Origin of the sequence: Actinotalea lenta (assembly GCF_030586465.1) — a bacterium.
Classification (GTDB): domain Bacteria; phylum Actinomycetota; class Actinomycetes; order Actinomycetales; family Cellulomonadaceae; genus Actinotalea; species Actinotalea lenta.
Genome location: NZ_JAUQYP010000001.1, coordinates 2,202,257 through 2,223,774 on the forward strand (window position 1 = coordinate 2,202,257; position 21,518 = coordinate 2,223,774).

Sequence of the window (21,518 nt, forward strand, 5' to 3'; positions counted from 1 at the left end):
GCGCGTGCCGGCATGCGCAGCCCAGGCGTGTGGTCAGCCGAAGAGCGCGACTCCGTACCGGGCGAGGATCGCCGCCGCCAGGAAGACCAGCCACGCGGCGACCCCGATGGCGTCGACGTCGGCGGCGATGAGGGCTCGGGCCTGGGAGAGCATCCGTGGGGGCAGGGGGAGGTTGCCGTCACGGATGTTGACGTGCGTGAGCGAGGTGAACACCAGCGTCGTCGAGACGGTGACCAGGAGGCACCACGGGCAGAGTGCATGGATGACGAACATCGACTGGACGAACAGCCAGTAGGCGAAGATCACGCCGAGCGTGTAGACCGTCTGCGCGGACACCATGAACCAGCGGGGGAAGCGCACCCCACCCAACGCCGCGACCGCGATGGTGATGACGACCGGCTCCGCGATCAGGCCGAGGAACGCGTTGGGGAACCCGAGGAGCTGGGCCTGCCACGACTGGGCGACGGTGCCACAGCTCAGGGTGCTGGAGATGTCGCAGCTGAGCTGGGTGCCGGGGTCGGCGGCCAGGCGCAGCGCATCCACCGACAGCACGAACGACGCGACCAGGCTTGCGCACGCCGAGACGAGCATCGTGACGAAGATGAAGCGATCGTGCTGCCGGATGCGGTGCACGGTGGCCCAGAAGCCGCCGGGTCGCCGCTCGCCGGCCTCGGTGAGGTCGGTCTGGGAGTCACGCGCGGTGTCCAGGCTCATCGGATGCTCCTCGGGTTCGGTGCGATCACCATCGGCATCCAGGCCGAAGAACCCGTCGAGCCACGGTCAAGAAACGGTGAAGACCCCGTCCGGTCGGCCCCTGCCCGGCGAGCGACCGGCCGGTCGCCAGGCCTTCTTGACGGATTCTTCGTCGTTGCGCCGGCAGCCCGCACATCTGCGTCACCCACGCTGGAGACGACGACGAGGGAAAGGATCCGATCATGATGGGGATGTACGGCGGCATGGGCGGCGCAGGCTGGTTGGGCATGGGCCTGTTCTGGTTGGTGCTCATCGGCCTGGTGGTCTGGTTGGTCATTCGGCTGCTGCCCGAACGGGGCCACCGGTCAGATGCGCCGACGCCCCCGCCGCCCACCGGCGCGTCGACTCCGAGCGGGTCCGCGCTGGAGGTGCTGGACCAGCGCCTGGCCCGCGGTGAGGTGGACGTCGAGACCTACCGGAGCACGCGTGCGGCGATCCTGGATGCGCGCGGGGGTGGCCGGTGACCAAGGCGGCGCGCGGCTGGACGATCGCCGCCCTTGTCGCCACCGTCGCGCTGCTGGCCACGTCCCTCGCTTGGGCGGTGGGAGGCGGCGTCACGCTGTCCACCCAGCGGGGCGCGTGGCCGATGTTCCGTGCGGGCGCGCCCGGTGAAGGTCTGGCGGACCTGCCCGGGACGGTTGTCGACGTGGTCGCGGCGGACATGGCGATGATGGGCGGCTCCGGGATGATGGGCGGCCGGTCCGCCGACGCGGGGTCGTGGCCCAGCGGGTGGATGTCGCTGACCGCCCACCGTGCGGACGTCCCTGCCGGCACCGTGACGCTCAGGGTGGTCAACGGGGGCAGCGTCGACCACGAGCTCGTGGTCCTGCCCCTGCCTGACGGTCAGCGAGTCGGTCAACGCGACGTCGGCGCCGACGGGACGGTCGACGAGTCGACGAGCCTCGGGGAGGCCTCGGCGACCAACGCCGAGGGCGAGGGCGAGGGCATCGCACCCGGCGCGCAGGGTTGGGTCACACTCGACCTGAAGCCAGGGCGCTACGAGCTGGTCTGCAACCTTCCGGGGCACTACGCCGCGGGGATGGAGACGCTGCTCGTCGTGCGCTGAGGTCACCCCCGGCGACCGTGCCGGTAGGGGTCGAGGCTCAGGTGTGGCGGAAGGAGCTGGCGGGGCTGAACCCGCCGGGCGGGTACTCCGACAGGTGTCGCACTGCGTCCTCGAGGGCGGCGAGCAGCATGTCGGCGAGGTCGAACGTGAAGCCCTCGCGCACCACGACGCGGAGGACCGCGACGTCGGTGGCGTCGGCGGGCAACGTGTACGCCGGAACCTGCCACCCGCCCTTGCGCAGCTCGTCGGAGACGTGGAAGACGGTGAACGGCGCGTGCGGGGTCGTGCGGAAGGCCAGGACCGGGATGTCCGTTCCGTCGCTGACCAGCTCGAACATCTCCATCGCGGCGATCCGCGCGGCGAGATGATGAGCGACGTCGCGCAGCCGCTCCATGATGCGCCGGTACCCGTCGCGGCCCAGCCGCACGAAGTTGTAGTACTGGCCCACGAGCTGGTTGCCGGGGCGGGAGAAGTTCAGCGTGAACGTCGGCATGTCGCCGCCCAGGTAGTTGACGTGGAACACCAGGTCCCCGGGCAGCTCCTCGGCCGAGCGCCACACCACGAAACCGATCCCGGGATAGGTGAGGCCGTACTTGTGGCCGGACACGTTGATCGAGCGGACCTGCGGCAGGCGGAAGTCCCACTCGAGGTCCGGGTGCAGGAAGGGCGCGACGAACCCCCCGCTCGCGGCGTCGACGTGCAGCGGGACGTCGGCATCGTGCTCCGCGTTCCAGGCGACCACCCGGTCGTGGATCTCCTTGATCGGCTCGAACTCGCCGGTGTACGTGGTGCCGAGGATCGGGATCACGCCGATGGTGTTGTCATCCAGCCGGGCGACGACGTCCTCGGGCGTGACCACGTAGCGGTCATGGGCGACGGGGACGTACCGCGGTTCGACGTCCCAGTAGCGACAGAACTTCTCCCAGACGACCTGGACGTTGGAGCCCAGCACCAGGTTCGGGCGGGCGGCGGGGAGCCCGGCTGCCTCGCGCCGCTGACGCCAGCGCCACTTCATCGCCAGGCCGCCGAGCATGACCGCCTCGCTCGACCCGATCGTCGAGACCCCGACGGCGTCCCCGCCGGCCGGGGCGTGGAACAGGTCGGCGACGATGTTCACGCAGCGCCGCTCGATCTCGGCGGTCTGCGGGTACTCGTCCTTGTCGATCATGTTCTTGTCGAACGCCTCCGCCATGAGTACCTGGGCCTGCGGCTCCATCCAGGTGGTCACGAACGTCGCGAGGTTGAGGCGCGAGCTGCCATCCAGCAGGAGCTCGTCGTGGATCAGCCGGTAGACGGAGTCGGGCGGGGACTCCGACGCCGGCATGCGGTTCTTGGGGATGGGACCACCGAAGAGCCGTCCGGCGTAGGCGGGGAAGAGGCTGGCGTCGTCGTTCGTGTGCCGGTGGACCATCGAGACCTCCTTGGCGTCGTGTGTGACGCCCGTTGATAGAAGCACACACCGGCGACCGCAGATCGGTCAGGGGACCGCGAGCGGGCGCACCTCGATCTTTCGGTGGCAGGCCCGCGACGCGTCCGCGCCGAGCTCGAGAGCGACGTCCAGATCCCGGGCCTCGAGGACCCAGAAGCCGGCGAGATACTCCTTGGACTCGACGAAGGGGCCGTCCGTGACGAGTGCCTCACCGTGCCGGTTGTCGATGACGGTTGCGGTGGTGGGCGACGCCAGGCCGCCGACGAAGACCCAGTGGCCTCCGGCCCGGAGCCGGTCGTTGAACGCGTCGATGGCGGCGTCCTCCGTCGGCGTGGCCGGCCCGGTGCCGTCGTCGATGACGGAGACGAGGAACTGCATCGGATGATCCTTCCGGTGGGGTGCGCGTCCTTCGCGCACGGGGCTCAGGCGGTGGCGTACTGCGGACGCCCGGCCGGGCGGTAGACCTGGACGCTCACGCCTTTCGTGTCGACGTGCGACTCGACCAGATCGAGTGCGAGGTCCGGCCCGCTGTCCGGGAAGAGTCTCACGCCCTGGCCGAGGATCACGGGGACCACGATCAGTGTCATCTGGTCGACCAGGTCGTTCTCCAGCAGCCACCGGGTCAGCGTGCCGCTGCCGTGCACCTGCAGCTCACCGCCCGGCTCGGCCTTGAGCGTCCGGATGGCGGTGCGCAGGTCCCCGTGGAGAACAACGCTGCCTCGCCACCGGGGCTCGGTGAGCGTGGTCGAGGCGACGTACTTCGTCGCATCGTTCAGGGCTATCCCCACGGGGTGCGCGCGCATCTGGTCGATCGATCCCCACGAACCGGCGAAGAGCTCGTAGGTGTGCCGGCCGAACAGGAACGCCTGGGCTCGCTGGTAGGTCTCCGTGATGAGCGTCCGGGTCTCGTCGTCCCCTCGGCCCCTCGCCCAGCCGCCCCGCTCGAACCCGCCCCGGCGGTCATCGGAGACAGCGCCGTTTCCCTGCATCACCCCGTCCAGCGTGACCTGCGTCATGGTCGTCAGCTTCACGACTCGTGCTCCTTCGCTCGGTGCTGCCCCGGGCGGGCGGCCTTGTCCCTGCCACGAACGCGACCACGCGAATACGACAGCGGACGCTCGACGAGCGCCCTCGAGCCCGCTGCTCTGGGACTGCGGGCCCTCGCGGGGGTGTCCGCAGCGGAGCGACCATGACGTCATGAGGCGCGCATCCCCGCGCTGGCTTGCGACCATCGTCGCGCTCGGCGCGCTGACGGGCTGCTGGACGAGCACGGCCCCGTCCGCCTCGCCCCTGCCGAGCCCCATGACGTGCACGACGGGGGCTGCCTCCCCGGGGGAGTCCACGTGCACGTCCCGCCCGTCGACGTCGCCGGTTCCGGCCACCCCGACCCCGACGGTCACCCCGACCCCCACGGTCACCCCGACACCGACGGTCACGCCCAAGCCGACGGTCATGCCGACCGCCAGCCCGACGCCGGCGCTTGATGACCTGTTCGGCACCGACTGGACGCTGCTGCCGACCTCCGCCGTCGCACTGACCTTCGACTGCGGTGCGTCCGACGCCGCCGTCGCCTCGATCCTCGCCACGCTGGCGGCCGACGGCGTTCAGGGCACCTTCTTCGTGACGGGGCAGTTCGCCCGGACCTACCCGGCGGAGGTCGCCGCGATCGCAGCCCGAGGGCACGTCGTGGGCAACCACAGCGACACCCACGAGCACTACCCGCAGCTCACGAACGCAGCGATCGCAGCCGACCTGGCCGCCGCTCGGGCGGCCATCGAGGCGGCCGGCGCCCGTCCAGGGCCCTGGTTCCGGTTCCCCTATGGTGACCGCACCGACGCGGACGTCGCCGCGGTCAACACCGCCGGCTACGTCACGATCCGCTGGACGGTCGACACCCTCGGTTGGCAGGGCACCAGCGGCGGCCGCTCCGCAGCCGAGGTCGTCGACAGGGTCCTCGACGCCGCGAGGCCGGGCGAGATCGTCCTGATGCACGTCGGGGCGAACCCCGACGACGGCAGCACCCTCGACGCAGACGCTCTGCCGGACGTGATCGCCGGGCTGCGCGCCGCTGGTTACACCTTCACAACGGTCGAGGCCCTGCTGGGCCGCTGAGGACCGCGGCGGCGCGGGCTCGCGGCCGGACGTCGTGCGTGCGGGTCAGGCGCCGCAGCCCCGGGCGGTCACGCGTTCGTGGGGCGCGGGCCGAGAAGTCCCTCGAGCTGGCGGACCAGGGCGCCGAGGGCGATGAAGAGGAGGCTCGCGAGTCCGACGTTGCCCAGCACGGCCCGGTACCCGTGCCACGCCGGGTCGAAGAACGGGTAGGGGTACCAGGCGTTCAGCGCTCCGTTGCCGACGACGTACGCCGCGTAGGCGAGGGGCGGGACGAGGGACCACGCGACCGCAGCCCATGACAGGCGGATGCGAGGACCGGCGACGAACCAGGCGAGGACCGTGGCGACCGGTGTGACGGTGTGGAGCAGGAGATCGGAGACGACCGAGGCGAACGAGGGGTGCGGCATCGACCCGACGCCGGTGTGATAGAGGATGCCCGTGACGGCGACGCACACGACCGCGTCGAGCCTGAGCACCCGGAAGACCGGCCCACCACGCGAGGGCCGCAGCGCGAGCAGCGCGGACACCCCACCGACCAGGATGTTGGACTGGATCGTGAAGTAGCTGGCCCCGCGCGCGAGGCGTCCGGCCAAGCCCGACTCCGGGCCCGCGGTGACCGCCAGCACCAGCTCGATGGCCACACCACCGAGCGCCAGGACCGCCACCAGGGCGTGCACGAACGGCACCGGAACTTTGTCGGTCACACGAGGCATGCGAGTCACATCCTGACGGGCGGGGGTCGGCTGACGCCGGGCGGTAGCGCGGCCCCGGTCCCCACCCCGGGGACCAGAGCCGTCGGCGGACCGTTACCATTCTGTTATCAAAGTCGTGCTTCAGCGACCCGAGTGGCTTCCGCACCGCGCGGTCCCGCGGGTGGGTTGGCGGTGTGGGGAGGGTGCCGTGGAGAAGCGGTGGAGAGGGGTCCAACCGGCGTGGACGCCGCGGTGCGCCGATGACAACGTGGCCGCCATGCCGGTTGTGGAGCCCTTGCGGTCTCGTCATCTCGGGAGGCGCCGTGCCAGCTGAACGGTGGTGGCCGGAGCCCGACCCGCGCGATGACGCCGACGCGCTGCTGCGTGAGCTCATGGACGAGCGGATTCGCACGCGCGACCAGGTGCGCCGCGACGCGTGCGGGGCGGCCATCGAGCTGATCCTCGACTCCGGGATGCGCAGGACAGGACCGGAGAGTCTCCGCACACCGGGTCCCGTGGCGAAGATGTAGGAGCGCGACCACTTCGCCGCGATGCCGACGGCCTGAGAGTGGGATCCCGCACCGTGCGGTGGACGGGGCGTCATGATGGGGGGAGCGGGCTGGAGGTCGACCGTGCACCGATACCTGGACTGGGCGAGCCACGAGTACCCGCTCCGGCGCCGGCTGGTGGTCCTATCGCTCCTCGCCGTGGTCTTCCTCGGCGTCCTGCCGACCCTCCTGGTTCGCGGCGCTACCAGGCTGGACGGCCGGCTCCGGCTTCGCCGCATCCGGGCCGGGATCGTCAACCCGGTCGCCGGGGGCGGACTCGTGGCGGTGGGTGCATGCCTGGCCCTGACCTCGATCCGCGCACAGGTGGACGCCGGGTCCGGCACACCGCTGCCGATGATGCCTACCCAGCGGCTCGTGGTGCAGCCGCCGTTCAGCTACAGCCGTAACCCGATGACCCTCGGCACCCTTCTCGGCTACGGCGGCATCGGGGTGTGGCTCGGCTCGATATCGGCCCTCGGGATCGTCGCGTCGGCCGGTGTGGTGCTCCTGACGTACCTGCATGTCGTCGAGGAGAAGGAGCTCGAGGCGCGCTTCGGCGCGGACTACCTGGTGTACAAGCGCGCCACGCCGTTCCTCATCCCGAGGCTGAGCGCGCGACGGCCTACCGTGCGATGACGTCCTCGGCGCCCGGACTGCGTGGTGCGGGCGTCACTCACCCTGTGCGCCCGCCAGGCGATGAGTGAACATGCCCCGATCCGTTGACGCGATCCTCGCCCACGCCGCGCGCCAGGCTGGGCTGTCCTGGTCGGCGATCGGCGTCGTGGTTGGCGTCACCGGGGAAGCCGCCCGGCAGCGGTACGGCCGCGGGCCTACCTTGGCCTGGGGAGGGGAGTGAGGTCCGTGATCCCGAGCATGATCGTCTTGGGGCTCGTCTTCGGACGCTGGTGGCGCTCCGCACTCGTGCTTGCTGCGGTGATCTGGGACGTGCTGCTGGTCGCCGACGGCGTGATGGGCTTCGAGCTGGGCCTGCTGGGTGCGGCCCTGCTGGCCGCGGCGAACGCCGCGATCGGCGTCCTCGTGCATCAGGGAGTGCTCCAGGCCTATCGGTGGCTCCGCCGGCGGCGGCTTCGCCGAGGGCGGGTTGGCGCTGAGGTCTGAACCGGACGTCGCCCGAGCTTCCTGGACTACGTGGCGGGTCCTACGGCGTCTGACGCGTTGTTGAAGAAGGCGACTTCGCCGTCGCTGTTGTCGACGCAGCGCTGCGCGAGCTGGGAGGCCTCCGCGCCGAGGACCTGCTCGACGTCCGCGAGGGAGAGGTAACCGCCGCCGCCGGACACGTCTGTACCCACGGGGAGCACCGCCCCGTTCGGGCTCACGACCGCAGATCGCTCGCCGTCCCACGTCGCTCCTGCCGGCCAGACGACCGGGTACCGCTCCTCGCCGTCGAGGTAGAGGCAGTCACCCTCCAGCACCAGCCTTCCCCGGACCAGCGCATCCATGCCGCCGCGCGCCGACCGCTCCGTGTAGCGCATCACTGGTCCATCCAGCGGGGTCAGCGCGGGCCCACCGCCGATCGCGGCGCACGCGCTGAGCGCGGCGATCAGCGGGAGAACCACGAGACGGGCCGGATTCACGTGGCCCAACCTAGCCCGCGTCACGCGTCAGCGGACTGGGTGTGGCCCACCTCGCACGCGATCGGCGAGGCCGTCAAGGCACTCTCGGCCGACCTGACCGGCGGCCACCCTGAGGTGCCCTGGTCGGACATTGCCCGGATGCGCGACCTGATCGGCCACCACTACTACAAGCTCGACGCCCAGATCGTCCGCGCGACCATCGGCGCGCCCCTCGGCGCCCTGCGCAACGCCTGCCACGCCCTGCTCTCCGAACTCGAGCCAATCTCGGAGCCTGACGCTGACTGACGGCCGCCGCTACACCGATGACGCAGGGGAGACTCTTGCACGCTGTGCGATGAGGGGCCTCGGAGGGAGAGCATCAGGCGCACCACTCGGCCGTCGTCGGGACCACGAGCGGCTGGGAGAACAGTCCGGAGCCCATCCGGTCATGGCCGATGTGCGCGCACGCTCCCCCCCTTCAGTTCCATGATCGTCAGTCTCGGCCGGATCTGGCGCGATCGACGCCGATCCGCGCCGAGAACCGGCGATCTTGGACGGCCTGATCCCACGCTCCCCCCCGCCGCATACGGCGCGCAACAGGCCTTCCACCCACCAACGTGGAAACTCCGGCACGGATCACGTGCCGGAAGCTCCACGATCCGGCCCGGCCGGGTGGTACCGACCCTGCCTGCTGCAGCTCCCGCGCCAACACCCGCTCATGCCGCAGATGGCATGGCGCCATAGCGTCGTCCGCGTAGCCGCGCGCGGGAGTGTCCGGCGGCTGCGTTCGAGGACTCGGCCCTCGCTCGAGTTCTCGAGATCGGCTGGCTGCGACACGTCTGTGACACGGTCTTGACTGCAAGCCGTCGAACTGCGCAAACGTCGTGCCCCGAGTGGGATTCGAACCCACACTGGATCGGGTTTGAGCCGAACGCCTCTGCCAATTGGGCTATCGGGGCCGTGCCACGCGGTGAAGCCTCCCACACCGTCCGGGGGGCGGGCCTGGGCGACCGCCCGGTGGGCTGACCCGGGCTCCGCGTCGCAACGTGACTAGGCTAGCGCCGTGACGACGAAGGAACCCGCAGCCGGGAACGCGAAGCAGTCGGCCGACGCCGAGGGCCAGGACGCGACGAAGACGCTCGAGCTGCCTGAGGAGGGCACCAAGCCCGAGCCCGGCCCCCCGTCAGCGAGCCCGCGCCGTGCGGTGGTCGCCGAGGACGAGGCGCTCATCCGTATGGACGTGGCCGAGACGCTGCGCGAGGCAGGGTTCGAGGTCGTCGGCGAGGCCGCCAACGGCGAGGAGGCCGTCGCTCTGGCGATGGAGCTGCGTCCGGACGTCATCGTGATGGACGTGAAGATGCCCGTGATGGATGGCATCACGGCCGCGGAGAAGATCGTCAAGGAGCACGCCGCACCGGTCGTGCTGCTCACGGCCTTCTCGCAGTCCGAGCTCGTCGAGCGTGCGCGCGACGCCGGTGCGATGGCCTACGTCATCAAGCCCTTCACGCCGGCGGACCTGCTCCCCGCCGTCGAGATCGCGATCTCCCGGTACCGGCAGATCCTCGCGCTCGAGGACGAGATCGCCGATCTCGGTGAGCGGTTCGAGACCCGCAAGCGCGTGGACCGGGCCAAGGGTCTCCTGATGACCAAGATGGGTCTGTCCGAGCCGGAGTCGTTCCGGTGGATCCAGAAGACCTCGATGGACCGTCGCCTCACCATGCGCGAGGTCGCAGACGCCGTGATCGAGCAGGTGGGCGGCGCGTCGTAGAGGGGCAGCACATTCCACAGGGCCGGTGAGCGGCGGGTGACCGCCGCTCACCGGCCCTTGTCGTCCAGCATGCGGGCATTTTCACGGCCGTTGGTGTCAGTGCGGTCACGAAACGGCATCGACAACAGTATGATACGTGACATTTCACATTCCGGACACATCGGGTGGTTACGGTGCCCAGCACAGTTCCCCGGGTGATGGTCTGTGCCCGGGGTCGGTGAACACCGGAGGGGTGCCACACATGAGGAAGACCACCTACGCGGCACGGGCGGGAGCGCTGCTCGGAGCAGCAGCCCTGGCCCTGACCGCCTGCAGCAGCGCCAGCGGCTCGGGAAGCTCGAGCAGCAGCTCGGACGGCGCGGCCGCGTCGAGCAGCGGGTCGAGCATGTCCAGCGACGGGCTGAAGATCGGCTCGTTGCTCCCACAGACCGGGTCGCTCGCGTTCCTGGGCCCGCCCGAGATCGCAGGCGTCAACCTCGCGGTCAAGGAGATCAACGACAACGGTGGCGTCCTGGGCGCCGACGTGGAGCACGTGGCAGCGGACTCCTCGGACGCCGATCACGCTGACGTCGCTCCGCAGTCGTGGTCCGACCTGCAGAGCAAGGGGGTCTCCGCCGTCGTCGGCGCCGCGTCGTCCTCGGTGACCAAGCTCGTGGTGGACGACATCACCAACTCCAAGACCGTCATGGTCTCGCCGGCGAACACCGCCACGTCGCTGTCCGGCTACAGCCCGTACTACTTCCGCACCGCGCCGCCGGACACCGTCCAGGGATCGGCACTGGGCAATCTGATCGTCCAGGACGGCATCACGGACCTGGGCATCCTGGTGTTCAACGAGGAGTACGGGACCTCGCTGCGTGACGTCGTGAAGTCGACGGTCGAGGCGGCCGGCGTCAACGTGACCTACGGCGACAAGGGCCAGGAGTTCGACCCGGCCGCCGCGTCGTTCACCGACGCCGTGACCTCGATCCTGGCGACCAACCCGCAGGCGATCGCGCTCATCGCGTTCGACCAGACCAAGTCGATCGTTCCCGAGCTCGTCGCGCAGGGTTTCCAGGGCAAGCTCTACATGGTCGACGGCAACACGGCCGACTACTCCAAGGACTTCGACCCGGGCACGCTCAGCGCGTGGGACACGCAGGGGACCATCCCCGGTGCCTACCCCGATGACGCCTTCAAGAAGCGACTGCTGGGCGTCGACCCCAAGCTGGACAACTTCTCCTACGCCGCCGAGTCCTACGACGCGACCATGCTGATCGCCCTGGCGGCCCTCAAGGGAGGCGCGACCGACGGCGCGACCATCCAGGCCAACATGGCTGCGGTGTCCGGCGCCAACGGTGGCACCGAGTGCACCGGCTTCCAGGACTGCGCCGACCTGATCAAGAAGGGTGAGGAGATCAACTACCAGACGGTCTCCGGGGCCGGCCCGTTCAACGCCGACAACGACCCGTCGTCGGCCTTCGTGGGCATCTACAAGTACAACGACGACAACACCTACACCTGGGTGAAGGCGATCGAGGGCAAGGCCTGAGCCTCGAGCCCGAGACGACGGGGCCCGGCTGCCGCAGCAGCCGGGCCCCGTTGCTCTGGTCGGGAGGGCTCGGAGGCGTTCCCGCCTTCCCCCGGCCGGTCTACTGGGAGGCGCCGCCCTCGGCCGTACCCTCCTGGGCGGCGCGGCGCTCGGCGTCGGCCGCCTCGACGTCGGTGGCCAGGGTGCCCAGGTAGAGCTCGATGACCTTGGGGTCGTTCATCATCTCCCGGCCCGGGCCGGAATAGGCGTTCGCGCCCTGGTCCAGGACGTAGCCCCGGTCGCAGATCTGCAGCGCACGCCGCGCGTTCTGCTCCACGATGATGATCGACACTCCCGCCTTGTTGATCCTCCGGGTCCGGATGAACGTTTCGTCCTGTCGCACAGGCGACAGGCCGGCGGACGGCTCGTCGAGCAGCAGCACCTTGGGGTCCATCATCAGGGCCCGGGCCATCGCGACCATCTGGCGCTCACCCCCGGAGAGCGAGCCGGCGCGCTGCTTGCGCCGGTCACCGAGGGTCGGGAACAGGTCGACGATCTGCTCGAACCGGGACGCGAACTTCTTCGGGTCCTGGAAGACGCCCATCTGCATGTTCTCCTCGATGGTCAGCGAGGGGAACACGTTGTTGGTCTGGGGCACGAAGCCCACGCCCCGGTGCACGAGCTTGTCCGCGCGCAGGTTGGTGATCTCCTCGCCGTGCAGGGTCACCGCGCCCGAGCGGATCGGCACGAGGCCGAACAGCGCCTTGAGGAGGGTCGACTTGCCGGCGCCGTTGGGGCCGATGATGCCCACCAGCTCGCCGGGGTGCAGCACCAGGTTGCAGGCGTTGAGGATGTCCACGCCCGGCAGGTACCCGGCATACAGGTCCTTGGCCTCCAGGAGCGGCTCGCCGGACGGCGCGCCGCGGTGCACCTGGGTCGTCGCGGTCATGCGTCCTCCTGCGTCCGGTGCTCCTGCGCCTCCGCCTCGGCCTCGAGCTCGTCCAGCACGTCGTCCCCGAGCAGCGAGTCGTCGCCCAGGTCGGTGTCGTGGTGCGCGCCGAGGTAGGCGTCGACGACGGCCTCGTCCTGCATGATCGTGGTGGGCGGACCCTCGGCCACCACTCGGCCCTCCGCCATGACGACCACCCAGTCGGAGATGTGCCGCACCATGTGCATGTCGTGCTCGACGAACAGCACGGTCATGCCCTCGTCGCGCAGGTCCTGGATGTGGCCGAGCAACGACTGCGTCAGTGCGGGGTTCACGCCGGCCATCGGCTCGTCGAGCATCACGGTGGACGGCTTGGTCATCAGCGCCCTGGCCATCTCCAGAAGCTTGCGCTGACCACCGGACAGGCTGCCGGCGAAGTCGTCGCGCTTGGTGTCGAGCTTGAAGCGCGCCAGGAGCTCCTCGGCCTGCTCGGTGATCTCCTTCTCCCGGTGCCGCCACAGCGGGGGGAAGAGGCTGGGCACCAGACGCTCACCGCCCTGGTCCGTCGCCCCGAGCCGCATGTTCTCCATCACGGTCATCCGCGACAGCGCCTTGGTGAGCTGGAAGGTGCGGACCATCCCCGCGCGCGCCACCTTTGCGGCGGACAGCTGGGACAGTGGGCGACCGTCGAAGGACCACTCGCCGCTGTTGGGCCGGTCGAAGCCCGTGAGCAGGTTGAACAGGGTCGTCTTGCCCGCCCCGTTGGGTCCGATGAGTGCCGTGATCGCGCCGCGCTGGATCTCCAGGTGATGCACGTCCACGGCGGTCATGCCGCCGAACCGGCGGGTGACGTGGTCCGCGACGATGATCGCGTCCGGCTTGGCCGAGCCGGGCCTACGGGGCACGGCCTCGAGATCCTTCGCGATCCGGTCACGGGGGGTGGCGAGGTCCTCAGCGGCCATCGAGCATCACCTCCTTGCGGTCGCCGAGGATGCCCTGTGGTCGGAAGATCACCAGCAGCATCAGGGTCACGCCCACCAGGACCCAGGAGAACGCCTCGGCCTGCGTGCTGGAGAAGACGCCGCCGGGCATGTCACGCAGCGTGGACTTGATGAACATGAGCACCGTCCACATCAGGATCGAGCCGAGCACCGGCCCGAACACCGTCGCTGCGCCGCCGAGCAGCAGGATGGTCCAGACGTTGAAGGTCAGGGTGCGGCCGAGCGCGTCGGCCTGCACCGCGGAGGGCAGGACGTAGATCATCCCGCCGAGTGCTCCGAACAGCCCGCCGAGGACGAGGGCCTGCATCTTGTAGCCGTACACGTTCTTGCCGAGGGAACGAACGGCGTCCTCGTCCTCCCGGATGCCTTTGAGCACCCGGCCCCACGGACTCTTCATCCAGCGCCACACCAGCACGATCCCGATCGCCACGAGGCCCCAGCCGACGATGCGCAGCCACCAGCTGTTCGACAGGCAGTTCGAGTACTGGAACGGTCCGAGCGACCACGAGCCCTCGGGCAACGGGCAGAGCTGCTGGAACGAGCCCTTGAAGTCGTTGCCCGCGATGCCCGCGTTCCCGCCCGTGATCGAGGTCAGGGACGAGGACCGCACGGTATATCGCGCGATCTCCGCGGCGGCGATGGTCACGATCGCGAGGTAGTCGCCCCGCAGCGAGAGCGTCGGGATGCCGAGGATCACGGCGAACACGGCTGCGGCCGCCATTCCGGCGGCGACTGCCGCCCACACCGGCCAGCCGTTCATCGTGGCGATGGCGAACCCGTAGGCGCCCATCAGCATGAAGCCCGCTTGCCCCATGTTGATCAGGCCCGTCATGCCGAAGTGGATGTTCAGGCCGATCGCGGCGAGCGCGTAGGCGGCAGTGGCCGGCGCAAACACCTCGCCGGCGACGTTGATGAGGATCCGAGTCCATTCCATGGTGTGCCCTTCCCCGTTCAGCCGACCCGGTCCGCGCGCCCGAGGATGCCCTGGGGCCTCACGAGCAGGACGAGGATGAGGATGATGAGCGCGGCCGCGTAGCGCATGTCGGACGGCATGACCAGGCTGGCCATCTCCGAGACGATCCCGATCACCAGCGAGCCGGCGAGTGCCCCGAACGCAGTACCCAGACCACCGAGCGTCACGGACGCGAACATCAGCAGCAGGATCGTTCCGCCCATGTTCCAGGTCGTGGCCTGGAAGTAGAGGCCGGTGAGCACACCGCCCAGCGCGGCCAGTGCCGCGGCACCGACCCACACCGTGCGGATCACCGACTCCACGCCGATCCCCGAGGCGGCCGCGAGCGCGGGGTTGTCGGACACCGCGCGGGTCGCGCGGCCCGTGCGCGTGAAGAGCAGGAAGTACGCCACGGCGGCGAGCACCACGATCGCGATCGCGGCGGACGCCAGGGTCTGGACGGACAGGACCACGGGGCCGATGTGCACGGGCGAGGACGACGCCGTCAGGATCCGCAGTCGTCCCCCGCCGAACAGGAACTGGAAGAAGTACTGCAGGGCCATCGACAGCCCGATCGTGACGATCATCTGCTGGGTCGTGCCGACGCGGCGTCTGCGCAGCTGGCGCCAGATGCCGGCGTTCTGCAGCCAGCCGGTGATCCCGCCGACCACGACGGCGAGCACCGCGGCCGGGACGATCGACAGGCCGACGCTCTGGGTGAACACGTAGGCCGTCACGGCCCCGAGCGTGACCTGTTCGCCGTGCGAGAAGCTCGACAGCCCGGTGGTGCCGTACACGAGCGACAGGCCCACCGATGCGAGCGCGAGGAGCAGGCCGAACACGATCCCGTTGGCGAGCTGCTGGGCGACCCGGTTGCTGTCGGGCGCGGGCGACGGCGTGCCCGAGTCGGAGCCCGACGGCGTTGGCGTCCCTGCACTGTTCGGGGGGCCGAGGCGGAAGATCGCCCCGCCCTGGCGGCCGAGCTCGACGGTGACGGTCCGGGAGGTCACGTCGGGGTTCGTCAATGTCTCGCCGGCGGGCAGGGTCGCGACGTCCAGCGTGACCGTGTAGTCACCCGCCTCGTGCACGGCCACGGTCCATCGCCCGTCCTGCCCGGTGGTGACCGTGCTGGATCCGTCCGGTCCGGAGACCTCGAGCTGCACGCCGACGGCCGGATCGCCCGCGGCGGTACGCATCGTCCCGGCGATGCACGCGGTCTGCGGATCGGGCGTGCAGGGGCCGTCCGTCGCGGCGGCCGCAGCGGCGGCCGTCGTCACGAGGCCCGCGAGAGCGAGCAGCAGGGCGGCGACCAGGCGTGGTCGGGGCCTCCGGCGGTGCCCTGCCGCTGGCGGGCTGGCGCCCCGGCGATGTCGCGGGCGGGGGCCCGTCGGCGAAGGGTGGACCGTCTGCTGCACCGTGTGCCTCCGTGCGGATCGAGCGCATCCGAACGTCGGCCGCGCCGACGTGGTGCCCATGGGCCGGGGTGAGGCGACGATAGGCAAGTCATGTGTCCTGCGGGTTTCGCAGGGGTTCACCTTGGCATCGTTGGCGCCGGGACCCAAGAGCTTGGCGCACACCGGCCGGGTTGCAGCAGGTTTCGCGGCGGCCTCCGGGTGGCTATGGTGCCTTCAGGCCACCAGGGGGCGGCGAGGCCTGCGAGCACAGGAGGGTGAGCGTGCGTCCCACGCAGGTGCGTCCCATCGAACCGGCCGACGTGCCCGAGCTGGTCGAGCTGTGCATCGCGGCACGGCGCGAGTCGACGGTCGGCAACCAGGTCTGCGCAGCCGACCCTGAGGTCATCGGCCGTCAGCTGCGCACCCTGGCCGGTGCGCCCGACTCGCTGGTGCTCGTCGCTCGCGGTGAGGACGGTGCCGTCGGGCTGCTGCTCGGTCGGGTCGTGGGGCCGAGCCCGTTCACGGACCACACGAGCCTCGCGGTGGAGGCCGTGTACGTCGCCGCCGATCAACGCCGACGCGGCGTCGGGCATGCGCTGATGGCCGGCGCGGCCGACCTCGCCGACCAGGCGGGTGCGCGCGACGTGTACGCCACCCCGATCCCGGGTGCGCGGGGGATGCAGCGCTTCTTCGTCCAGCTCGGGTTCAGCCCGGCTGCCGCGCACCGCACCACGACGCTCGCAGCGCTGCGGCGCCGGCTCTCTCCGGGCACGTCGGGAGGCGGCCGACGGTTCGGCCGTCGCGGACTGGACGACCTGATCGCGCACCGGCGGCAGAGCAGGATTCCGACGGGGGAGCTCCCGGTCCTCGACCCGGCCGTTCAGGACCCGTCGGCCGCCAAGAGGAGGCAGGTGAGTCTCGCGGTGCACAGCCGGCGGGCCGCGGAGTCCTCGACGACGATCTCGTAGGACGCCGTCGTCCGTCCCAGGTGCAGCGCGGTCGCCGTGCCGGTGACCAGGCCGTCCCGCGCGGAGCGGTGATGGGTCGCGTTCAGCTCGATCCCCACGGCCGTGCGCCCGGGACCGGCGTGCGCCGCGGCGGCGTAGGACCCGAGAGTCTCCGCGAGCGCGGCGGACGCACCGCCGTGCAGCAGCCCGTACGGCTGGGTGTTGCCCGCCACCGGCATGGTGGCGACGGCGCGTTCGGCGCTGATCTCGAGGATCTGGATGCCGAGGCGCTCGACGAGCTCGCTGCGGGCGGGGGTGTCGGTCACGCCGGATAGGTTGGCACCTGTGACCGACCCCGCGCGACCTCGCCTGCTGCTCGTCGACGGCCACTCGATGGCCTATCGGGCGTTCTTCGCCCTCCCGGTGGAGAACTTCGCGACCACTACCGGCGAGCCGACCAACGCCGTCTACGGCTTCACGGCGATGCTCGCGAACCTGCTTCGCGACGAGGCGCCGACGCACGTGGCCGTCGCGTTCGACGCCGGACGGACCACGTTCCGCACCGAGCGTTACCCGGAGTACAAGGCGACCCGGGACGTCACCCCTCAGGAGTTCCGCGGTCAGGTGCCGCTCATCAAGGAGATCTGCGACTCGATGCGGATCACCACGCTCGAGCGGGCCGGCATCGAGGCCGACGACATCATCGCGACGCTCACCGCACAGGCCGTCGCTGCCGGGATGGAGGTCCTGGTGTGCTCCGGGGACCGGGACGCCCTGCAGCTCGTGCGGTCCGAGGTGACGCTCCTGTATCCCCGCAAGGGCGTCTCGGACCTCGTCCGCTACACCCCCGACGCGGTGCAGGAGAAGTACGGCGTCCCGCCCGAGCGGTACCCGGACGTCGCGGCGCTGGTGGGAGAGACGAGCGACAACCTGCCCGGCGTCCCGGGGGTCGGACCCAAGACGGCGGCCAAGTGGGTCACCGCGTACGGGGACCTGGACGGCGTGATCGCCGCGGCGCCGGGGATCGGCGGCAAGGCGGGGGAGAACCTGCGGGCGCACCTGGACCAGGTCCGGCTGAACCGCGAGCTGAACGCCGCGCTGGTCGACGTCGACCTGCCCGTCGGTGCCGCCGACCTGGCAGTGCGGGCGTGGGACCGCGAGGCGATGCACCGGGTGTTCGACGCGCTGCAGTTCAAGGTCCTGCGCGAGCGGCTGTTCGCCATGGTCGGGGAGGAGGCGCCCGACGCGCCGGCGCTCACGCTCGAGGTGCGTGCGGCGAGCCGGGGGGAGCTGGGCCCGTGGCTGACCGCCCGCGCAGGTCGCCGGCTCGCCGTGGACGTCGAGGGCCGCGGGACGCCGGCGGGCGGCGACGCGTGGGCCGTCGCGGTGTCCGACGGCACAGAGGCACTCACGCTCGACCTGGCGGAGATCGGGCCGCAGGACGAGCGTGACCTCGCGGCGTGGCTTGCCGACGCCGGGGCGCCCAAGACGGTGCACGGGGCGAAGGACGCCTGGCACGCCCTGGGCGGTCGGGGGCTCGTGCTGGACGGCGTCACCTTCGACACCCTGCTGGCCGCCTATCTGTGCCACCCGGACCAGCGTTCCTACGACCTGGCGGACCTGACCATCCGGCACCTGCACCGCGAGCTGCGGGCCGAGACCGCCCCCGGCGACGGCCAGGGAGCGCTCGACCTCGCCCTGGACGGCGGCGCCTCGCAGGCCGGCGGGGTGCGGGCGGGCGCGGTCGCGGAGCTGACGGACGTCCTCGGCGAGGACCTGGTGGACCGCGGCGCCCGGAGCCTGCTGGACGACGTCGAGCTGCCACTGGTCGGGGTCCTGGCTCGGATGGAGGCGGCCGGGATCGCGGCCGACGTCCCCGAGCTGACCGAGCTCGAGCGGTCCTTCGCCGCCCAGGTGACCGACGCGGCCGCCGAGGCGTACGCCGTGATCGGGCGGGAGGTGAACCTCGGTTCGCCCAAGCAGCTCCAGGAGGTGCTGTTCGACCAGCTCGGCATGCCGAAGACCAAGAAGATCAAGACCGGGTACACCACCGACGCGGCGTCCCTGACGGACCTGTTCGACCGCACCGGGCATCCCTTCCTGGCGCACCTGCTCGCGCACCGGGACGCTGCGCGCCTGCGCCAGACCGTCGAGGGCTTGCTGCGTTCGGTGGCGGACGACGGCCGCATCCACACCACGTTCCAGCAGACGATCGCCGCGACGGGCCGGCTGAGCTCCACCGAGCCGAACCTGCAGAACATCCCGATCCGTACGGAGGCCGGCCGGCGGATCCGGCGTGCGTTCGTCGTGGGCGAGGGCTTCGAGACGCTGCTCACCGCGGACTACAGCCAGATCGAGATGCGGATCATGGCGCACCTCTCCGGAGACGCGGGGTTGATCGACGCGTTCCGTTCCGGCGAGGACCTGCACGCGTACGTCGGATCGCGGGTGTTCGGCGTCCCCACGGACCAGGTCACGCCCGAGATGCGCTCGAAGATCAAGGCGATGTCCTACGGCCTCGCGTACGGGCTGTCCTCGTTCGGGCTGTCCAAGCAGCTGTCCATCTCGGTGGCCGAGGCCTCCGACCTCATGACGGACTACTTCGACCGGTTCGGTGGGGTTCGCGACTACCTGTCGGGCGTCGTGGAGGAGGCTCGCCGGACCGGCTGGACCGCGACCATCCTCGGGCGCCGTCGCTACCTGCCCGACCTGACCAGCGACAACCGTCAGCGTCGGGAGATGGCCGAGCGGATGGCGCTCAACGCTCCCATCCAGGGCAGCGCCGCAGACCTGATCAAGGTGGCGATGCTCGGGGTCGACGCCGGGCTGCGCACCCAAGGGCTCGCATCACGGATGCTGCTCCAGGTGCACGACGAGCTCGTGCTCGAGGTGGCCCCGGGGGAGCGGGACGCCGTCGAGCGACTGGTCCGTGACCAGATGGGCGGCGCCGCCGACCTCGCCGTGCCCCTGGACGTGTCGGTAGGTACCGGAGCCTCGTGGCACGAGGCCGCGCACTGACCCGCTAGCGCGCCGCGGGCTTGCGCGTGCACAGGATGAGCGTGCCGGGCAGGAACGCACCGCGGACCGGCCCCCACCCGCCCCACACCTCGGTGCGACCGGGCGGCCACTGCGGCTCCACGAGCCGTTCCAGCTGAAGGCCGGCCGCGACGACGTCAGCGACGTGGTCCCCGAGGGTCCGGTGGTGCTCGGCGTACTCGACCTGCCCGGCGTCATCGGTCTCGACGTAGGGCGTGCGGTCGAAGTACGAGCGCTGCGCCGTCAGGCCTCGCTCGCCCGGGTCGTCGGGGAACGCCCACCGGATGGGGTGCACCACGGAGCACACCCATCGGCCGCCGGGACGCAGCACGCGGGCGACCTCGCGGTGCACGCGGTCGGCGTCCGGGACGAAGGGCAGCGCTCCGAAGGCCGTGAAGGCGACGTCGAAGGCCGCATCGGCGAACGGCAGGGCACGCGCGTCGGCGGCCACGAGCGGCACGGGCGTCGGGGACGATGCGTTGAGCCGGGCTGCCTGCGCCAGCATCCCGATGGCGATGTCCGTCGCCACCGCCCTGGCACCCTGCGCCGCGCACCACCGGGACCCTTGCGCTGCGCCGGCACCCACCTCGAGGACGTCGAGCCCGGCCACCGCTCCGAGCAGGTGCGCGTCGCGCTCGTACAGCCCTTCCGGGCACCACAGCAGCTCGTCATCGCCCAGGGCGCCGGAGTGCTCGGCCAGGTACTCGGCGGCATGGGTGCTCCACCACCGGTGTGCCGCCCCTCCCGGCGGGAGCGGCTGGTAGCCCGCAGTCCGCGACACCGTCGACCCCTTCCTCTCGGCCGGCTCGGGGGGCATCCTCCCAGCATGACCGGCACGCTCCCACCGCCGGTGACGCGGGTGGGCAAGGCGCTCGCGCTGCTCGCCGTCGCCGTGGTGCTGCCCGCGGTGCTCGTCGGCGAGCTGCTCGGCCTCGACGCCGCCCGCGGGATCGTGCTGGGCGTGCTCGGCGGCCTGCTGGCGACCAGTGCGGCGGGGCCGCGGGCCGCGACCTTGGTGGGGACGGTCCTGGTGATCGGAGGGGTCGCGGTGTCGGCGGCGGCAGGCACCTGGGTCTGGGTCGTGCTCCTGGGGGTCCTGGGCGTCGCGGTCGGCGTGCTCGCCGTGCGCGCAGCCGGCTCGCCGCTGCTCGAGGTGGCCGTGGTCCTGTGCGTGGTGCCGGCCGTCAACGATCACACCCGCCTGGCGGTCGGCCTTGCCCTCGGGGACGCCCTGGGGATCCTGGCGGCCCGCACGGCCGGGGGCAGCGCTCGGGGCGCGCGGGAGTCGGGCTCCGGCGTGGGCGTGACCGTGGGGCTCGGGGTGCTCGGCGGGGTCGCGGTAGGAGGGGGCGCGGCCATCGGGCTCGCGGCCGGGTGGGAGCACGCCGGGTGGTTGCCCGTGACCGTGCTGCTCGTCGGGCAGGCACGCCTCGCGGACGACGACCGTGGTCGTGCCCGGATCCGGGCACGACTCGTGGGCACGCTCGTGGGGCTCGCCGTCCTGGTGCCCGTGGTGCTCCTGCTGCCCCCGGTCTGGCGACTCGCGGGAACGGTCGTGCTGCTGGGCGTGGCGCTCTCGGAGATCCGGGTGCGCTACTGGCTGTCGCTCGCCGCCGGTACGGCTGCCGTCGTGCTCGTCGGCTCCGGGTCGGTCGAGGAGACTGCGGGGGAGCGGCTGGGCGCGGTGCTGCTCGGCGCCCTGGTGGTGGGGGTGATCTCGGCCGGCGTCGGCTGGGTTGCGGAGAGGCGGCCGCGGGCCGTCCCCGACGGCTCCGTGTGACGTCGTGGGCGGTCGGGGCGGGGGGCCC

The 21,518-nt window shown here is 71.2% G+C and carries 24 protein-coding genes and 1 tRNA gene; 12 read left to right on the forward strand and 13 right to left on the reverse strand.

Translation table 11 applies throughout. From position 1 onward, the window contains the following. Positions 1 to 33 precede the first annotated feature (33 nt). Positions 34 to 714 carry a vitamin K epoxide reductase family protein gene (locus tag Q6348_RS10535; RefSeq protein WP_304601250.1) on the reverse strand — a complete coding sequence of 227 codons (681 nt, stop codon included), beginning with the start codon at positions 712 to 714 and terminating at the stop codon, positions 34 to 36. Positions 715 to 935: 221 nt separating this feature from the next. Between Q6348_RS10535 and Q6348_RS10540 the strand changes: the two genes are divergently transcribed. Both Q6348_RS10540 and Q6348_RS10545 read left to right on the forward strand, forming a co-directional pair. After that, positions 936 to 1,217, forward strand: a complete 282-nt coding sequence (locus tag Q6348_RS10540; protein ID WP_304601251.1) for an SHOCT domain-containing protein — start codon at positions 936 to 938, stop codon at positions 1,215 to 1,217. After that, positions 1,214 to 1,819 (forward strand): sulfocyanin-like copper-binding protein, encoded by a 606-nt coding sequence (locus Q6348_RS10545; RefSeq protein ID WP_304601252.1) that lies wholly within the window; start codon positions 1,214 to 1,216, stop codon positions 1,817 to 1,819. The genes Q6348_RS10540 and Q6348_RS10545 overlap by 4 nt, the downstream gene beginning before the upstream one ends. Before the next feature lie 37 nt (positions 1,820 to 1,856). Here Q6348_RS10545 and gad read toward each other — a convergent pair whose 3' ends face one another. The 3 genes from gad to Q6348_RS10560 form a co-directional block, all read right to left on the reverse strand. Further along, a complete protein-coding gene (gene gad, locus Q6348_RS10550; RefSeq protein ID WP_304601253.1) occupies positions 1,857 to 3,230 on the reverse strand; it encodes a glutamate decarboxylase in 1,374 nt (457 codons plus the stop codon). 66 nt (positions 3,231 to 3,296) lie between these two features. Next, complete coding sequence (locus Q6348_RS10555; protein ID WP_304601254.1) at positions 3,297 to 3,626, reverse strand: YciI family protein; 330 nt, start codon at positions 3,624 to 3,626, stop codon at positions 3,297 to 3,299. Positions 3,627 to 3,670: 44 nt separating this feature from the next. Continuing rightward, a complete protein-coding gene (locus Q6348_RS10560) occupies positions 3,671 to 4,279 on the reverse strand; it encodes a dihydrofolate reductase family protein (protein WP_304601255.1) in 609 nt (202 codons plus the stop codon). A 166-nt stretch (positions 4,280 to 4,445) separates the two neighbouring features. Here Q6348_RS10560 and Q6348_RS10565 point away from each other — a divergent pair, with 166 nt between their 5' ends. Further along, on the forward strand, positions 4,446 to 5,360 hold the full coding sequence (locus Q6348_RS10565; protein ID WP_304601256.1) for a polysaccharide deacetylase family protein: 915 nt from the start codon (positions 4,446 to 4,448) through the stop codon (positions 5,358 to 5,360). A 68-nt stretch (positions 5,361 to 5,428) separates the two neighbouring features. Here the strand turns inward: Q6348_RS10565 and Q6348_RS10570 are convergent, their stop codons facing one another. Beyond that, on the reverse strand, positions 5,429 to 6,073 hold the full coding sequence (locus Q6348_RS10570) for a Pr6Pr family membrane protein (protein WP_304601257.1): 645 nt from the start codon (positions 6,071 to 6,073) through the stop codon (positions 5,429 to 5,431). A gap of 302 nt (positions 6,074 to 6,375) precedes the next feature. Between Q6348_RS10570 and Q6348_RS10575 the strand changes: the two genes are divergently transcribed. The 3 genes from Q6348_RS10575 (at position 6,376) to Q6348_RS10585 (ending at position 7,719) form a co-directional block, all read left to right on the forward strand. Continuing rightward, positions 6,376 to 6,582 carry a hypothetical protein gene (locus Q6348_RS10575; protein WP_304601258.1) on the forward strand — a complete coding sequence of 69 codons (207 nt, stop codon included), beginning with the start codon at positions 6,376 to 6,378 and terminating at the stop codon, positions 6,580 to 6,582. Positions 6,583 to 6,684: 102 nt separating this feature from the next. Then, the gene (locus tag Q6348_RS10580) at positions 6,685 to 7,236 is read left to right on the forward strand and encodes a methyltransferase family protein (protein ID WP_304601259.1); all 552 of its coding nucleotides are present in this window, start codon (positions 6,685 to 6,687) and stop codon (positions 7,234 to 7,236) included. A gap of 237 nt (positions 7,237 to 7,473) precedes the next feature. Then, entirely contained in the window at positions 7,474 to 7,719 is a 246-nt protein-coding gene (locus tag Q6348_RS10585; RefSeq protein ID WP_304601260.1) for a hypothetical protein, read from the forward strand. Positions 7,720 to 7,745: 26 nt separating this feature from the next. Here Q6348_RS10585 and Q6348_RS10590 read toward each other — a convergent pair whose 3' ends face one another. Then, a complete protein-coding gene (locus Q6348_RS10590) occupies positions 7,746 to 8,195 on the reverse strand; it encodes a hypothetical protein (protein ID WP_304601261.1) in 450 nt (149 codons plus the stop codon). A 39-nt stretch (positions 8,196 to 8,234) separates the two neighbouring features. Between Q6348_RS10590 and Q6348_RS10595 the strand changes: the two genes are divergently transcribed. Continuing rightward, the gene (locus Q6348_RS10595; protein ID WP_304601262.1) at positions 8,235 to 8,480 is read left to right on the forward strand and encodes a HepT-like ribonuclease domain-containing protein; all 246 of its coding nucleotides are present in this window, start codon (positions 8,235 to 8,237) and stop codon (positions 8,478 to 8,480) included. 579 nt (positions 8,481 to 9,059) lie between these two features. Here the strand turns inward: Q6348_RS10595 and Q6348_RS10600 are convergent. Next, positions 9,060 to 9,133: transfer RNA gene (locus Q6348_RS10600), tRNA-Leu, on the reverse strand. A 185-nt stretch (positions 9,134 to 9,318) separates the two neighbouring features. Between Q6348_RS10600 and Q6348_RS10605 the strand changes: the two genes are divergently transcribed. Further along, complete coding sequence (locus Q6348_RS10605) at positions 9,319 to 9,942, forward strand: ANTAR domain-containing response regulator (RefSeq protein ID WP_304601958.1); 624 nt, start codon at positions 9,319 to 9,321, stop codon at positions 9,940 to 9,942. A gap of 241 nt (positions 9,943 to 10,183) precedes the next feature. After that, entirely contained in the window at positions 10,184 to 11,473 is a 1,290-nt protein-coding gene (locus Q6348_RS10610; protein ID WP_304601263.1) for an ABC transporter substrate-binding protein, read from the forward strand. A gap of 100 nt (positions 11,474 to 11,573) precedes the next feature. On the opposite strand, the gene Q6348_RS10615 is transcribed toward Q6348_RS10610, so the two are convergent. Genes Q6348_RS10615 through Q6348_RS10630 form a run of 4 tightly spaced genes read right to left on the reverse strand, consistent with a single transcriptional unit; the run spans position 11,574 to position 15,529 of the window. Continuing rightward, a complete protein-coding gene (locus Q6348_RS10615) occupies positions 11,574 to 12,401 on the reverse strand; it encodes an ABC transporter ATP-binding protein (protein ID WP_304601264.1) in 828 nt (275 codons plus the stop codon). After that, positions 12,398 to 13,342 (reverse strand): ABC transporter ATP-binding protein, encoded by a 945-nt coding sequence (locus tag Q6348_RS10620; protein WP_304601265.1) that lies wholly within the window; start codon positions 13,340 to 13,342, stop codon positions 12,398 to 12,400. Before Q6348_RS10620 ends, Q6348_RS10615 begins: the two co-directional genes overlap by 4 nt. Continuing rightward, the gene (locus tag Q6348_RS10625; RefSeq protein WP_304601266.1) at positions 13,332 to 14,315 is read right to left on the reverse strand and encodes a branched-chain amino acid ABC transporter permease; all 984 of its coding nucleotides are present in this window, start codon (positions 14,313 to 14,315) and stop codon (positions 13,332 to 13,334) included. Before Q6348_RS10625 ends, Q6348_RS10620 begins: the two co-directional genes overlap by 11 nt. A 17-nt stretch (positions 14,316 to 14,332) precedes the next feature. Then, positions 14,333 to 15,529: a branched-chain amino acid ABC transporter permease gene (locus Q6348_RS10630; protein WP_350339662.1), complete on the reverse strand. Its 1,197-nt coding sequence runs from the start codon at positions 15,527 to 15,529 to the stop codon at positions 14,333 to 14,335. Between the two features lie 479 nt (positions 15,530 to 16,008). Between Q6348_RS10630 and Q6348_RS10635 the strand changes: the two genes are divergently transcribed. After that, positions 16,009 to 16,695, forward strand: coding sequence for a GNAT family N-acetyltransferase (locus Q6348_RS10635; protein ID WP_304601267.1), 687 nt, complete (start codon positions 16,009 to 16,011; stop codon positions 16,693 to 16,695). On the opposite strand, the gene Q6348_RS10640 is transcribed toward Q6348_RS10635, so the two are convergent. Beyond that, complete coding sequence (locus Q6348_RS10640; protein ID WP_304601268.1) at positions 16,608 to 17,000, reverse strand: hotdog fold thioesterase; 393 nt, start codon at positions 16,998 to 17,000, stop codon at positions 16,608 to 16,610. The two genes, Q6348_RS10635 and Q6348_RS10640, sit on opposite strands and share 88 nt — an antisense overlap. Between Q6348_RS10640 and polA the strand changes: the two genes are divergently transcribed. Further along, a complete protein-coding gene (gene polA / locus Q6348_RS10645) occupies positions 16,954 to 19,692 on the forward strand; it encodes a DNA polymerase I (protein WP_304601269.1) in 2,739 nt (912 codons plus the stop codon). The two genes, Q6348_RS10640 and polA, sit on opposite strands and share 47 nt — an antisense overlap. 4 nt (positions 19,693 to 19,696) lie before the next feature. Here the strand turns inward: polA and Q6348_RS10650 are convergent, their stop codons facing one another. Continuing rightward, the gene (locus Q6348_RS10650; protein WP_304601270.1) at positions 19,697 to 20,527 is read right to left on the reverse strand and encodes a class I SAM-dependent methyltransferase; all 831 of its coding nucleotides are present in this window, start codon (positions 20,525 to 20,527) and stop codon (positions 19,697 to 19,699) included. 9 nt (positions 20,528 to 20,536) lie between these two features. Here Q6348_RS10650 and Q6348_RS10655 point away from each other — a divergent pair, with 9 nt between their 5' ends. After that, positions 20,537 to 21,490, forward strand: a complete 954-nt coding sequence (locus Q6348_RS10655) for an FUSC family protein (RefSeq protein ID WP_304601271.1) — start codon at positions 20,537 to 20,539, stop codon at positions 21,488 to 21,490. The last annotated feature ends 28 nt before the right edge of the window (positions 21,491 to 21,518 follow it).

Excerpts from the sequence above, each read along its gene's own strand:
- Q6348_RS10535 (WP_304601250.1), bottom strand. The coding sequence starts at position 714 with ATGAGCCTGGACACCGCGCGTGACTCCCAGACCGACCTCACCGAGGCC.
- Q6348_RS10540 (WP_304601251.1), top strand. The coding sequence starts at position 936 with ATGATGGGGATGTACGGCGGCATGGGCGGCGCAGGCTGGTTGGGCATG.
- gad (WP_304601253.1), bottom strand. The coding sequence starts at position 3,230 with ATGGTCCACCGGCACACGAACGACGACGCCAGCCTCTTCCCCGCCTAC.
- Q6348_RS10555 (WP_304601254.1), bottom strand. The coding sequence starts at position 3,626 with ATGCAGTTCCTCGTCTCCGTCATCGACGACGGCACCGGGCCGGCCACG.
- Q6348_RS10565 (WP_304601256.1), top strand. The coding sequence starts at position 4,446 with ATGAGGCGCGCATCCCCGCGCTGGCTTGCGACCATCGTCGCGCTCGGC.
- Q6348_RS10570 (WP_304601257.1), bottom strand. The coding sequence starts at position 6,073 with ATGCCTCGTGTGACCGACAAAGTTCCGGTGCCGTTCGTGCACGCCCTG.
- Q6348_RS10585 (WP_304601260.1), top strand. The coding sequence starts at position 7,474 with ATGATCGTCTTGGGGCTCGTCTTCGGACGCTGGTGGCGCTCCGCACTC.
- Q6348_RS10610 (WP_304601263.1), top strand. The coding sequence starts at position 10,184 with ATGAGGAAGACCACCTACGCGGCACGGGCGGGAGCGCTGCTCGGAGCA.
- Q6348_RS10615 (WP_304601264.1), bottom strand. The coding sequence starts at position 12,401 with ATGACCGCGACGACCCAGGTGCACCGCGGCGCGCCGTCCGGCGAGCCG.
- Q6348_RS10620 (WP_304601265.1), bottom strand. The coding sequence starts at position 13,342 with ATGGCCGCTGAGGACCTCGCCACCCCCCGTGACCGGATCGCGAAGGAT.
- Q6348_RS10625 (WP_304601266.1), bottom strand. The coding sequence starts at position 14,315 with ATGGAATGGACTCGGATCCTCATCAACGTCGCCGGCGAGGTGTTTGCG.
- Q6348_RS10630 (WP_350339662.1), bottom strand. The coding sequence starts at position 15,529 with ATGCGTACCGCCGCGGGCGATCCGGCCGTCGGCGTGCAGCTCGAGGTC.
- polA (WP_304601269.1), top strand. The coding sequence starts at position 16,954 with ATGCCGAGGCGCTCGACGAGCTCGCTGCGGGCGGGGGTGTCGGTCACG.
- Q6348_RS10650 (WP_304601270.1), bottom strand. The coding sequence starts at position 20,527 with ATGCCCCCCGAGCCGGCCGAGAGGAAGGGGTCGACGGTGTCGCGGACT.
- Q6348_RS10655 (WP_304601271.1), top strand. The coding sequence starts at position 20,537 with ATGACCGGCACGCTCCCACCGCCGGTGACGCGGGTGGGCAAGGCGCTC.